Source organism: Paenibacillus amylolyticus, assembly GCF_036894225.1.
Taxonomy (GTDB): Bacteria; Bacillota; Bacilli; order Paenibacillales; family Paenibacillaceae; genus Paenibacillus; species Paenibacillus amylolyticus.
This window is the reverse complement of record NZ_CP145892.1, coordinates 1,953,031-1,965,164: the sequence shown is the minus strand read 5'-3', so window position 1 is coordinate 1,965,164 and position 12,134 is coordinate 1,953,031. Positions and strand designations below refer to the sequence as shown.

The window sequence follows — 12,134 nt, the reverse complement described above, 5'->3', positions numbered from 1 at the left end:
TGGCAACATAAAACAAAGGAGTTGGCAAATGGCCAACTCCTCGACTCCCCGCTTTTCTCAATATACCAAGGGTAACATAATTATAAACCGCGTGCCTTCGCCCTTTTTGCTATCCACAGAGATGGTGCCTCCATGGTTCTTGATGATTCGGTAACTCACCGAAAGTCCAAGCCCCGTTCCGCTCTCCTTGGTCGTGAAGAATGGATCAAACAGACGTACAAGCGTGTTATGGTCCATCCCATGACCGTTATCCGCGATGGAGATCTGCACGAACTTGTTTTCCGTGGCGGTAGATATTCGAATTAGACCCGTATGTTCTTCGCCAACTTCCTCAATGGCATCCATTGCGTTTTTCACCATATTCAAAATAACCTGCTTAATCTGTTTGACATCAATGGACACATTCAGCGGGGCATCCCCTTCATCCAGTACGATCTCGCATCCCTTCATCAACCCTTCGCTTTCGGTCAGCAAGACCACCTCTTTGAGCAAAGAGTCGACGGATATCACGGTCTTCTGTGGAGCTGACGGTTTGGAAGAATTCAGAAATTCGTAGATGATGTCATTCGCCCGATCAATCTCCGTCAGTATGATTCGAGCGTATTCGTCTTTGCCGAGCTGCAGCAAATGGGGTCTGAGCAATTGGATGAACCCACGGATTGCAGTCAACGGATTACGAATTTCATGAGCAATAGATGCTGAAATCCGCCCCAGCATCGCAAGTTTGTCATTTTGATAAGCGGTCTGTTCAATTTGTTTATAATCAGATACATCTTTGACGCTGAATAAGAAGTCGCCATCCATCTGATCACCGTACGTCACAGTAACCAGCCAATGCCTTCCGTATTCATCAATCAACTCATGATAGCGCTTACGGTGAAAAATAGTTTCCCGATAGATACGTAAAATTTTCTTTTTCTTGAATCGGCTCATCTGCGGATGATGCAGCATTTGCATCAGGGTGCAGCCGCTCAACAGACTTCTTGGAAGTTCCAACAACTTTGCCATCTGAACGTTAATAAACGTCAATACACCGTGACTGTCAAACAACATAATACCGCTATCCAGATGTTCCAGTACATTCTCGTACTTGTTGTTATCCAGATGCACAGGCGGGAAACCATCCGTTGGTTGAGGCACTGTATCCTGAAATTCACTAATCATGTCAGGTTCCTCCTTTTCACGTAAATGATAAACTTGCCATTCGGACATCATATCATCACAGAAACAGGAAGGGCCGATTTTATTTTTCATTACCGGTGCCCTTTCGTTGGGGGGCTGAGCCGAAAATATGGATGGCATGGCCGGAACTCAAGCTGGTCTATTCCCGGTAACCAACAGTCGATCCGGAAAATCATATACGTTTGTCCCATTCTGACCTTCTCCTATTCCCAAACACGAACATTTTTTGCTCCGCCTCTTTTGCAAGTCTGTTTTTATCATAGACAAGTTTATAGAAGAGAGTCAATCGGAGAAAGTGTCGAATGGAAATTATTTTAAAAAAAACCTCGAATTAGTTCCAGAATACAGCACAAAAACGAAGCCGTTTCACCCAGTTAGGCAAATCAGCTTCGTTTTTAATATCTTTAATTGGTGATATATCCGAGATCATCTATAGTCCGGTCTTATTATGCTGAATTTTCAGTCTGCGCTGACTCATCACAGCTAATCGACGTTTAAGTTCGCTTTCCCACTTCTCGTCTTTGGTTTCCTTCGCGAGCCTGAGCAAATCCAGAGCCATATCAATCTGGCGCTGCACAATGACCATGGCATCCTCGCTCTCACGGTTTACACAGTTTTCAAAAATCGCATCCTCATCTTCTGTAACATAATCTTGAAAGTCGATCTCGGATGCACCGTCTCCATGCGCATATTCAGCCAGGATTTCGTATTCGTTTTCCACTTTATAATGCACCTCAACCCGGTGACACACCGGGCAAAACAGCAGGGGAACATTATGAACCTGGGTGCGGTAATGCTTCAGCGTGCCCTTCGTTCCAACCATACTTGCCCCACAACAGTAACTCATTTTTGTTCACCCTCCTTATTACGTGCCGGGACTTTTTTGTTAAAATGCCATCCCGTACACTTACAGCACTTCCAAAAAGAAATAGTTCCATCAGTGTATCACATTCATGTACAGATTATAAATGCAGAGCACCGGAATATTTACCGGGTTTCCATACCCTATTCGCCTTAAAGGCCATCAATTCCTCTTTCAACAGATAAAAAGAAGACTTTCTTCTAATATATTATTAACACGCTTAGCTGCTTGTTCAAACACTTTTGATTAACTTCGTGATAACTTACGTCAAAAGGGTGCAAAAAGCCCTCAATCCCTAACGGGATGAGGGCTTGAACAAAAACCGTTCAAGTTAACCTGGCTTACAGGTTAGTGTCGCCTGGTTTCCAGTTCATTGCACACAATCCGCCGGATTGCAGTGCTTGCAGTACGCGAAGTGTTTCTTCAACACTACGGCCTACATCGTTGTGGTTAACCACTTGATATTTCAATTCGCCTTCTGGATCGATGATGAACAGACCGCGCAATGCTACGCCTTCTTCTTCGATCAGAACGCCGTAATCTTTAGCCACTTGCTTCGTGATATCGGAAGCCAGCGGGAAGTTCAATTGACCCAGACCATTGCTGTCTACAGGTGTGTTGATCCATGCTTTGTGGCTGTGTACGGAGTCTACGCTCACGCCAAGGATTTCTGTATCCAAAGCTTTGAATTGCTCGGAAGCAACGCTCAAAGCTGTAATTTCAGTTGGGCACACAAATGTGAAGTCCAAAGGATAAAAGAAGAATACAAGCCATTTGCCACGATAATCGGACAGTTTAACGGAACCAAAGTCTTGTCCGTCTCCCGATACTGTTTCCATTGCGAAATCCGGTGCTGGTCTACCTACCAAACGTTCTGCCATAACTAAAAATTCCTCCTTTGGGATTATGTAAGCATCCTTGCGGATTGCTCATCATCAAGAAAAACGCGTGCGCTTTTCCTGTAATTAAAATGATTTGAACCTTGATAACAAGTACAAGTAAAATGTTATCATCCGGACTTCCCAAAGTCAAGATTATAAACATTATTTTTTTATAATCATTATAAATAAGGATTTTTCGTGGCAAAAATGATAAAGGAACAGCCCTCTGTACATTCCATAACTGGAAACAAAGGGCTGCCTGTAGTTGATAATATAATTATGCCTGTTTCTGAATAGCCGCCACGATCAAATCGCCCATTTCGGTCGTGCTGATCGCTGTGCTCTTGTCTACAGCAATATCACTCGTACGGTGTCCTGCGTTCAATACATCCGACACAGCTGCTTCAATCGCATCCGCACCTTCTGCATAACCAAAGGTTGTACGGAACATCAATGCCAAAGAGAGAATGGTTGCAATCGGATTAGCGAGGCCTTGACCTGCGATATCCGGTGCAGAACCGTGTACCGGCTCATAGAGTCCGAAGCTGCCCTCTCCCAGTGATGCAGATGCGAGCATACCGATGGAACCTGTCAACATCGCTGCTTCATCACTCAAGATATCTCCGAACATGTTTTCCGTTACGATGACATCGAAGCTGGACGGACGACGCAGCAATTGCATTGCGCAGTTGTCTACCAGTACATGCTCCAGTTCAACATCCGGATAATCCGGTGCTACCCGGTTCACGACTTCACGCCAGAGACGGGAAGTTTCCAATACGTTGGCTTTGTCTACAGAAGCCAGCTTTTTGCGACGTCCTTGCGCAATTTCGAACGCCTGACGAACGATCCGCTCCACTTCTGTTACATTATATGCACATGTATCTACTGCCTCTTCGCCCTGTGCACTTTCACGTCTGAACTTCTCTCCGAAGTAGATCCCACCTGTCAACTCACGTACCACCATCAGATCTGTACCTTCCAGTACTTCAGGCTTCAGAGTTGAAGCATCCTTCAGGCAATCAAATACAACAGCCGGACGCAGGTTGGAGAATAATCCAAGTGCTTTGCGAATACCCAGCAGGCCTGTTTCCGGACGAAGCTCCTTGCTGTTGTTATCCCATTTTGGACCACCAACCGCTCCAAGCAGGACTGCATCTGCACTTTTACATACGCTCAGTGTTTCTTCAGGAAGAGGTGTACCCTTCTCATCAATCGCGATTCCGCCAAACAACGCATGCTCTGTCTCAAAACGATAACCGAATACTTCCTCCGTACGTTTAAGAACTTTTTCAGCCTCAGCTACGACTTCAGGGCCAATTCCGTCACCTGCAATAACTGCAATTTTTTTCACGTCTGCCATTGGGTTGTCCACTCCTTATATTTCATTCATTAATTATTCATAAAGTAACGTCTCATATTAACTCTCTCCTTTGTATCATATTCCATGGTCATTTGACCAAGATATACAATCTATGACTTTAATAGATTTTACCTATAAGCCAATAGAGATTGACCTTTCCAAGTTGTTCTGACCTCCCGGCTGGGTTAAAATATAGCTGAAATCAAATCAGGTACGCAGGAGGGATAAGCAACATGCAATATTCGTATTTGGGTAAATCAGGCCTCAAGGTCAGCCGAATCTGTCTCGGTACCATGAATTTCGGGCCTGCTACAGATGAAAAAGAAGCTTTTCGCATTATGGACGCAGCACTCGATGCAGGCGTGAACTTTTTTGATACCGCTAACATCTACGGCTGGGGTGAGAATTCCGGCCTTACCGAAGAAATTATCGGACGCTGGTTCAACCAGGGTGGGGGCAGACGTGAAAAAGTAGTTCTGGCCACCAAAGTCTATGGCTCCATGCATGATGATACAGATGGCCCCAACAACGAAGCTGGCCTCTCCGCCTACAAAATCAGACGGCATCTGGAGGGTTCCCTCCGCCGCTTACAGACCGATCATATCGAGCTGTACCAGATGCATCATGTAGACCCTGCCATATCGTGGGACGAGCTGTGGGGTTCGTTCGAGAATGCCGTTCATCAGGGTAAAATCGGTTATGTAGGATCGAGTAACTTTGCTGCATGGCAGATTGCAATCGCTCAAAGTGAAGCCAAGAATCGTCATTTCCTCGGCCTGGTTTCCGAACAACATAAATATAGTCTCAACTGTCGTTTGCCTGAGTTGGAAGTACTGCCCGCTGCCAAAGAGCTGGGCCTCGGCGTCATTCCATGGAGTCCACTGGATGGTGGTTTATTGGGACGTAACGCTCTGCAGAAGCTGGAAGGAACACGCAGCGGGGGCATCGCTGGACGGATTGAGCAGCAGCAAACTCAGCTTGAAGACTTTGCCGCACTGTGTCGTGATCTCGGAGAACCACAGGATACGGTGGCTTTGGCATGGGTTGCAGCCAATCCGGCAGTGACCGCCCCGATTATCGGACCGCGTACGCTGGAGCAGTTTGAGACCGCACTCAAATGTCTGGACGTGACTTTGGATGAAGCCGTGCTCAAACGTCTAGATGAGATTTTCCCGGGTCCAGGTGGACATGCACCTAATGCATACGCGTGGTAATAGCTTGATAGTGTAAGCCAATGCAATAGTAAGCGTAGAAAATGTACTGTGTTTTACTGCCATAATCATATAAATCAGCATTTTGCATAATTCGAATTATACCGCTCACGGGTACAAGAGTTGGACAGGAAGAAGCATCCTGATCCAACCAAGGTATAGACGAACAGAATCATTTCGATCTATATCTTGCTGATTGGAAGACGCTTAGAGGATTTATGCAAAATGCTCAAATACAAGCAAAAGAGTCTGACCCTCCACAGGAGAGTCAGACTCTTTACGTCCCTCACTGAACGTAACAAAGCAAGCCGAACGATCTTCTATATCCATTAAATTAAAGATAGATCATTCTAGCAGCATACATGTATCTCGGCTTAAAGTTCAGTTCAATGAAGGCTGCGTGCTTCTTGCATTGAGAGCCTACAGATTAACGTTTACACGGTTTGTGTATGTCTTCCGCTTCTCAATCAATTGATTCAGGCCGTCTACATAGGCACGTGCACTTGCACCCAATATATCTGTGCTTACGCCGCGTCCTTGTACCGAAACCTGATTCTGAGTCAGCACAACATGTACTTCACCCAATGCATCCTTACCATGCGTTACCGATTTGATGGAGTAGTCAGACAACGTTACATCTTCCCCACTCACTTGGTCAATCGCATTGTAGATCGCATCTACCGATCCGTTACCTTCTGCTTGCTTCTCAAGCGTATCCCCGTCAAGCGTTGCAATGCGGACTTTGGCCGTTGGTACCGATTCATCTCCGTACGTTACGAAGATGGATTCCAGTTTATACACCTCAGGTGCATCCTGCAATTTCTCTTCAATTACGGCAAGCAGATCTTCGTCAGTAACTTCTTTTTTCTTATCAGCCAGATCTTTGAACTGGGCGAAAGCCCGATTCAATGCTTCTTCTTCCAGCTCATATCCCAGATCAATCAACCGTTCACGGAAGGCATGACGACCAGAATGTTTACCCAGTACAAGTTTACTTTCCTTCAGACCGATGGACTCTGGGGTCATGATCTCGTACGTGGTTTTTTCCTTCAGCATACCATCCTGGTGAATGCCGGATTCATGTGCGAAGGCATTTGCCCCAACAATGGCTTTGTTTCCAGGCACAACCATACCTGTCAAACGGCTAACCAAACGACTGGTCCGTGCAATCTCAGACAACTGCAGCGATGTTTTCGCCTGGAAAAATTCCTGACGTGTCTCCAGCGCCATAGCAATTTCCTCGATCGCCGTGTTTCCGGCACGTTCACCAATGCCATTGATCGTACCTTCGATCTGATCGGCTCCGTTGAGAATGGCTGCAAGTGTATTGGCCGTCGCCATACCCAAGTCATTATGGCAGTGGGCACTCAGCTGTACCTTTTCAATACCGTGTACATTCTCCTTGAGATGTTTGAAAATGTTTCCGTATTCATATGGGCTCAGGTAACCAACCGTATCCGGAATATTCACGACGGCTGCACCTTCTTCAACAGCCATATTCACCATTTCCACGAGGAAATCATACTCGGTACGACCTGCATCCTCAAGGGAGAATTCGATCTTCGAGAATGTTTTCTTTGCATAACGAATCGCGGAACGAGCTGTATCCAGTACCTGCGCTTTGTCCATACGCAATTTATGTTGGCGGTGAATAGGTGAAGTTGCCAGGAAAACGTGAATGCACGGGTCCTGTGCACCTTTAAGTGCTTCCTTAACCGCATCAATGTCTTGCTCTCTGGAACGGGACAAGCCAATTACAGTCACATTTTTGACCGCATTTGCTACTGCATTGACAGCTGCCAGATCACCTGGAGATGCCGCCGGGAAACCCGCTTCCATCCGGTCAATGCCAAGCCGCTCGAGCTGATGGGCAATTTCCACCTTTTCACGAGTGTTCAGATTGACTCCCGGGGATTGCTCTCCATCACGCAGCGTTGTGTCAAATACATAGATTTTACGCACGCTTCGCACCTCCTGTACTTGTTATTATATGTTTCTCTGAACCAGCAATAGCGGCTCACGCATAAGCACGGCCGCTATTCCCAGTTAAAGCTCTAAGTTTACTTGATTACCTTAAAGTGCATGCTCTAGAAGTTAATGCTTACTTCTTGATCCAGTGCATCATCTCACGCAATTGTCCGCCAACCACTTCGATTGGGTGTTCAGCTTCGTTACGACGAGTTGCTGTCAAGAATGCACGTCCGGATTGGTTTTCCAGAATGAAGTCGCGTGCGAATTTACCTTGTTGGATATCTGTCAGGACTTCTTTCATTGCTTTCTTCGTATCTTCAGTTACAACGCGAGGTCCAGTTACATAGTCACCGTACTCAGCTGTGTTACTGATGGAATCACGCATGCTTGAAAGTCCACCTTCATACATCATGTCAACGATCAGCTTCAGTTCGTGCAGACATTCGAAGTATGCCATTTCAGGAGCGTAACCCGCTTCTGTCAATGTTTCGAATCCAGCTTTTACCAATGCACTCACGCCACCACACAGAACAGCTTGCTCACCGAACAGATCTGTTTCTGTTTCTTCACGGAAGGAAGTTTCGATAACCCCTGCGCGTGTACAACCGATACCTTTAGCATAAGCCAAACCGATTTCTTTAGCTTTACCCGTTGCATCTTGCTCAATCGCGATCAGGCCCGGTACACCAAAACCTTCCACATAAGTACGACGTACCATGTGACCAGGGGACTTAGGAGCTACCAGCAATACATCGCTGTTTTTTGGAGCAACGATTTGACCGAAATGAACGTTGAAACCGTGTGAGAAGAGCAATGCAGCGCCTTCTTTCAGGTTTGGTTCGATTTCGTTTTTGTATACAGAAGCTTGAGTTTCGTCTGGCAGCAAGATTTGAACTACATCTGCGCGGCTTGTTGCTTCAGCCGGGGACAGAACTTCAAATCCGTCATTTTTTGCAGTGTCGAAGGATTTACCTTCACGAAGTCCGATAACTACGTTCAATCCACTATCACGAAGGTTTTGAGCTTGGGCGTGGCCCTGGCTACCATAACCGATTACCGCGATCGTTTTTCCTTTCAATACGTTAAGCTCTGCATCCTGTTCATAATAAGTAGTTACTGGCATGTTTATAAGTCCTCCTTTGTATTGTAAAGAACCCTTCATTAATGAGCGGGTGTCTCAAGGGACCGCCTCGCTTGGAGTGTCAAAAGCATCTCTGGTCTGATCCGATCCGTTCAGACACCCGCCCATTAATGCGGGAATGTAGCTATATTTTCAAGCGTTACATCACTAAAATGTTAAATTACAACTGTTAAGGGACTGACACTCACATAAGATCAACTGTATATGTTAGCTAACCGTCGTCCCTCTTCATTCATTATAACTTTATACGTTGCCGCGTACCAATGCAGTTATGCCTGTACGGGACAATTCGCGAATGCCATATGGCTTGAGCAATTCAATCATAGCATCAATTTTGTCCGTATCTCCGACTACCTGCACAATCAGGCTGCCTGGACCAACATCTACAACGGATGCGCGGAATGTTTCTACCACACCCAGAATTTCAGGACGCTCGGAAGGCTCTGCTTTCACTTTAATCAAAGCGAGTTCACGGGCTACCATCGGTTTCAGGCTGAAATCAACCACTTTAATAACATCGATGATTTTGTACAATTGTTTCTCAATCTGCTCCAGCGTTTTATCGTCACCAATGGTGACAATAACCATCCGGGAGAGTCCAGGTTCTTCCGATTGACCTACGGTAATACTCTCAATGTTAAATCCGCGTCGACCGAACAACCCTGATACACGCTGAAGGACGCCTGGCTGATCGTTTACCAATATTGAAATCGTATGTCTAATCATTCGTCAGCATCCCCCATCAGCATTTGATCAATTGTTGCTCCCTGCGGAACCATTGGATACACATTTTCATCCTTGCGTACTACGAATTCTACAACGACTGGTCCTGGTGTATCCAAAGCTTCCTGCCAAGCACGCGCTGCTTCTTCTTTATTCGTTGCACGTAATCCTTTCACGCCATATGCTTCAGCCAGTTTTACAAAATCCGGGCTTCCTGCCAGATCAATGTGGCTGTAACGGTTCTCATAGATGAGTTCCTGCCATTGGCGAACCATTCCAAGTACCTGATTGTTAATGATCACAATTTTTACCGGTATATTGTTAATGGCACAGATTGCGAGTTCTTGGGAACACATCTGCATTCCGCCGTCACCGTTAATGGAGATAACGAGTCTGTCCGGATTGGCCATCTGAGCACCAATTGCAGAAGGGAATCCAAAGCCCATCGTTCCGAGACCACCCGAAGTTACCCATGAACGTGGTTGATTAAACTTGTAATATTGTGCCGCCCACATCTGATGTTGTCCCACATCCGTAGTCACAATTGCTTCACCTTTGGTTGTATCATTCAACATTTCAACAACCCACTGCGGTTTCAGCACTTCGTCTGAATCCGTATAGCTGTATGGCTTCTCTTGTTTCCACTGTTTGATCTGGTCTCTCCATGCATCTGCACGCTCTGCACGTCCAACTTCTTTGTTGGCTATTTCAAGTACGGTCTTCACATCACCAACGATTGGAATATCGGTTGCAATGTTTTTACCAATCTCAGCCGGGTCAATATCGATATGAACGATTTTGGCATGTGGAGCGAATCCGTCCAGCTTACCTGTTACCCGATCATCGAATCGTGCGCCGATATTAATCAGCAGATCCGACTGTTGGATGGCCAGGTTGGATGTGTACGTTCCGTGCATTCCTGGCATCCCTGTCCATAGTTCATGCCCACTTGGGAATGCACCAAGCCCCAGAAGGGTTGTCGTAATCGGAATGCCTGTCTTCTCAACAAACTCGAACAGTTCTTCATGTCCTCCCGAGTATACCACACCGCCACCGGCCAGAATCATTGGACGTTCTGCTTCCTGAATGGCCTGAGCCAAACGGTCAACCTGCAGTTTGTTTGGTACTGTCCGTGGATTGTACCCTCTTAATGTAACAGGTTCAGTACTCGGTTCAAACAAGGTTTTGTTGGCTGAGACATCTTTCGGAATGTCGATCAGTACAGGACCTTTACGGCCGGTGTTGGCAATATGGAATGCCTCATGAATGATACTCGACAAATCCTTAACATCTTTTACCAGATAGCTGTGTTTGGTGATCGGCATTGTAATCCCGGTAATATCCGCTTCCTGGAAAGCATCCGAACCGATCAGGCTGGAATTAACATTTCCCGTAATGACAACCAGCGGCACAGAATCCATATATGCCGTGGCTATTCCAGTAACCAGATTGGTTGCTCCCGGCCCGGAGGTAGCGATACAAACACCAACTTTGCCGCTTGCACGTGCATATCCGTCAGCTGCGTGAATTGCACCTTGTTCGTGACGGGTTAAGACGTGTTTGAAATCCTCGAAACCATACATTGCATCGTAAATGTACAACACTGCGCCACCCGGGTAACCAAATACGCAATCCACACCTTCAAGCAACAAACTTCTCAGCAGAATCTCGGAACCGCTAATGACCTCCGGCTTCATCCATTTTTCACGTAATTCATCTGTCGATCGTACTTCTGGAATTTGAGCTCCCATTAGTCATCCTCCTCTCGGAATTTACACCATTCTGACATTTAAAGTTACAAAAAAAACCTTCCATCCCCTGCAAACAAGTTCATGCTTGCGAGGGACGAAAGGTTATCGCTTCCGTGGTACCACCCAACTTTGCCCGAAATTTCGCAATAACGGACCTTACCAGGTACAACAAAACGAATAGCTCAAACGAACATAGTCGTTTCCCATACCTGTTGTCTGTAACGCAGACATACGATTTTCCCTAATACGCGAAAGGAGTGACATCCAGTGCTTTTCAGGAAAACAGCTCCGAGGTGAGCTCGTATATAAGGGGTAATGGTGGTGGTTTCAGCAATTCCAGCCACTCTCTGAGCAAAAGAGCCCTTAAAACTTCGTCCTCTTCATAGCCGATGAAATATTCTCGTTAAATGTTAGGAACATTATATGATTCCTCCAACCGATAAGTCAATACCTGTTTTGCATAAAAATTCAGAGAACCTTCCTTCCTCCCTCTTCAGCCTATAAGGTTGCCCTAATCCTAGCGCTTCATTCAGTCACCTTTTATCTTGCTTCGGGCATAGGATATACGAGCAGCACGACTGGTCCTGAAAGGAGGCTCCGCATGGTGATTCGGCAACGCACATCCAAGCTGGATGATGGCGCCATCATGAAGCTGATTGACACTCAACTTGTTCCTTTATCCCATATGAGCGAAAAGGAAATTAATAAAATCCGCAAAGAAATACCCCTGCGAATGAACAGGGGCATGACCTTTGTTGTCTCGCCGGAGCCAGACAAAGCTGCTGTGGCATTCATCCATTTTCTCATGCATGGGGAATTGCTCTATGTCGATATGATGGCCGTTAGTCCGAAAGAACAACGCAAACGTTACGGGCAAACTTTGTTGCTCAAAGCAGAGAGCTTTGCGGTATCTCGGGGTTGTCGAAGATCTAAAGTGATGGTGGATGAGGGCAATACCAAAGGGCTTCAGTTTTATCAAAAAAATGGATACAGCGCGATTCGATACATCATGATAAGCCGCTGCTACGAATTGGAAAAAACATTATAGA

The 12,134-nt window shown here is 46.0% G+C and carries 10 protein-coding genes; 2 read left to right on the top strand and 8 right to left on the bottom strand.

Translation table 11 applies throughout. From position 1 onward, the window contains the following. Window positions 1–57: 57 nt before the first annotated feature. The 4 genes from V6668_RS08980 to leuB all read right to left on the bottom strand — a co-directional run bounded on the left by V6668_RS08980 (window position 58) and on the right by leuB (window position 4,288). On the bottom strand, window positions 58–1,164 hold the full coding sequence (locus V6668_RS08980) for a PAS domain-containing sensor histidine kinase (RefSeq protein WP_036610143.1): 1,107 nt from the start codon (window positions 1,162–1,164) through the stop codon (window positions 58–60). 448 nt (window positions 1,165–1,612) lie between these two features. After that, complete coding sequence (locus tag V6668_RS08975) at window positions 1,613–2,029, bottom strand: hypothetical protein (protein WP_017689649.1); 417 nt, start codon at window positions 2,027–2,029, stop codon at window positions 1,613–1,615. A gap of 356 nt (window positions 2,030–2,385) precedes the next feature. Further along, window positions 2,386–2,925, bottom strand: coding sequence for a peroxiredoxin (locus V6668_RS08970; protein WP_036610146.1), 540 nt, complete (start codon window positions 2,923–2,925; stop codon window positions 2,386–2,388). Between the two features lie 277 nt (window positions 2,926–3,202). Continuing rightward, the gene (leuB, locus tag V6668_RS08965) at window positions 3,203–4,288 is read right to left on the bottom strand and encodes a 3-isopropylmalate dehydrogenase (RefSeq protein ID WP_017689651.1); all 1,086 of its coding nucleotides are present in this window, start codon (window positions 4,286–4,288) and stop codon (window positions 3,203–3,205) included. A 233-nt stretch (window positions 4,289–4,521) separates the two neighbouring features. Here leuB and V6668_RS08960 point away from each other — a divergent pair, with 233 nt between their 5' ends. Further along, window positions 4,522–5,502 (top strand): aldo/keto reductase, encoded by a 981-nt coding sequence (locus tag V6668_RS08960; protein ID WP_036669756.1) that lies wholly within the window; start codon window positions 4,522–4,524, stop codon window positions 5,500–5,502. A 417-nt stretch (window positions 5,503–5,919) separates the two neighbouring features. Here V6668_RS08960 and V6668_RS08955 read toward each other — a convergent pair whose 3' ends face one another. The 4 genes from V6668_RS08955 to ilvB all read right to left on the bottom strand — a co-directional run bounded on the left by V6668_RS08955 (window position 5,920) and on the right by ilvB (window position 11,085). After that, complete coding sequence (locus tag V6668_RS08955; RefSeq protein ID WP_017689653.1) at window positions 5,920–7,461, bottom strand: 2-isopropylmalate synthase; 1,542 nt, start codon at window positions 7,459–7,461, stop codon at window positions 5,920–5,922. 139 nt (window positions 7,462–7,600) lie between these two features. After that, window positions 7,601–8,593: a ketol-acid reductoisomerase gene (gene ilvC, locus V6668_RS08950; RefSeq protein ID WP_036669754.1), complete on the bottom strand. Its 993-nt coding sequence runs from the start codon at window positions 8,591–8,593 to the stop codon at window positions 7,601–7,603. A 261-nt stretch (window positions 8,594–8,854) separates the two neighbouring features. After that, window positions 8,855–9,337, bottom strand: coding sequence for an acetolactate synthase small subunit (ilvN, locus tag V6668_RS08945; protein ID WP_024628317.1), 483 nt, complete (start codon window positions 9,335–9,337; stop codon window positions 8,855–8,857). Then, entirely contained in the window at window positions 9,334–11,085 is a 1,752-nt protein-coding gene (gene ilvB / locus V6668_RS08940; RefSeq protein ID WP_036610160.1) for a biosynthetic-type acetolactate synthase large subunit, read from the bottom strand. Before ilvB ends, ilvN begins: the two co-directional genes overlap by 4 nt. A 604-nt stretch (window positions 11,086–11,689) precedes the next feature. Here ilvB and V6668_RS08935 point away from each other — a divergent pair. Continuing rightward, complete coding sequence (locus V6668_RS08935) at window positions 11,690–12,133, top strand: GNAT family N-acetyltransferase (RefSeq protein ID WP_036611020.1); 444 nt, start codon at window positions 11,690–11,692, stop codon at window positions 12,131–12,133. The last annotated feature ends 1 nt before the right edge of the window (window position 12,134 follow it).

Bases quoted from the DNA above. Each gene is read 5' to 3' on its own strand.
- V6668_RS08960 (WP_036669756.1), top strand. From the start codon at position 4,522: ATGCAATATTCGTATTTGGGTAAATCAGGCCTCAAGGTCAGCCGAATC.
- V6668_RS08975 (WP_017689649.1), bottom strand. From the start codon at position 2,029: ATGAGTTACTGTTGTGGGGCAAGTATGGTTGGAACGAAGGGCACGCTG.
- ilvC (WP_036669754.1), bottom strand. From the start codon at position 8,593: ATGCCAGTAACTACTTATTATGAACAGGATGCAGAGCTTAACGTATTG.
- leuB (WP_017689651.1), bottom strand. From the start codon at position 4,288: ATGGCAGACGTGAAAAAAATTGCAGTTATTGCAGGTGACGGAATTGGC.
- ilvN (WP_024628317.1), bottom strand. From the start codon at position 9,337: ATGATTAGACATACGATTTCAATATTGGTAAACGATCAGCCAGGCGTC.
- ilvB (WP_036610160.1), bottom strand. From the start codon at position 11,085: ATGGGAGCTCAAATTCCAGAAGTACGATCGACAGATGAATTACGTGAA.
- V6668_RS08970 (WP_036610146.1), bottom strand. From the start codon at position 2,925: ATGGCAGAACGTTTGGTAGGTAGACCAGCACCGGATTTCGCAATGGAA.
- V6668_RS08980 (WP_036610143.1), bottom strand. From the start codon at position 1,164: ATGATTAGTGAATTTCAGGATACAGTGCCTCAACCAACGGATGGTTTC.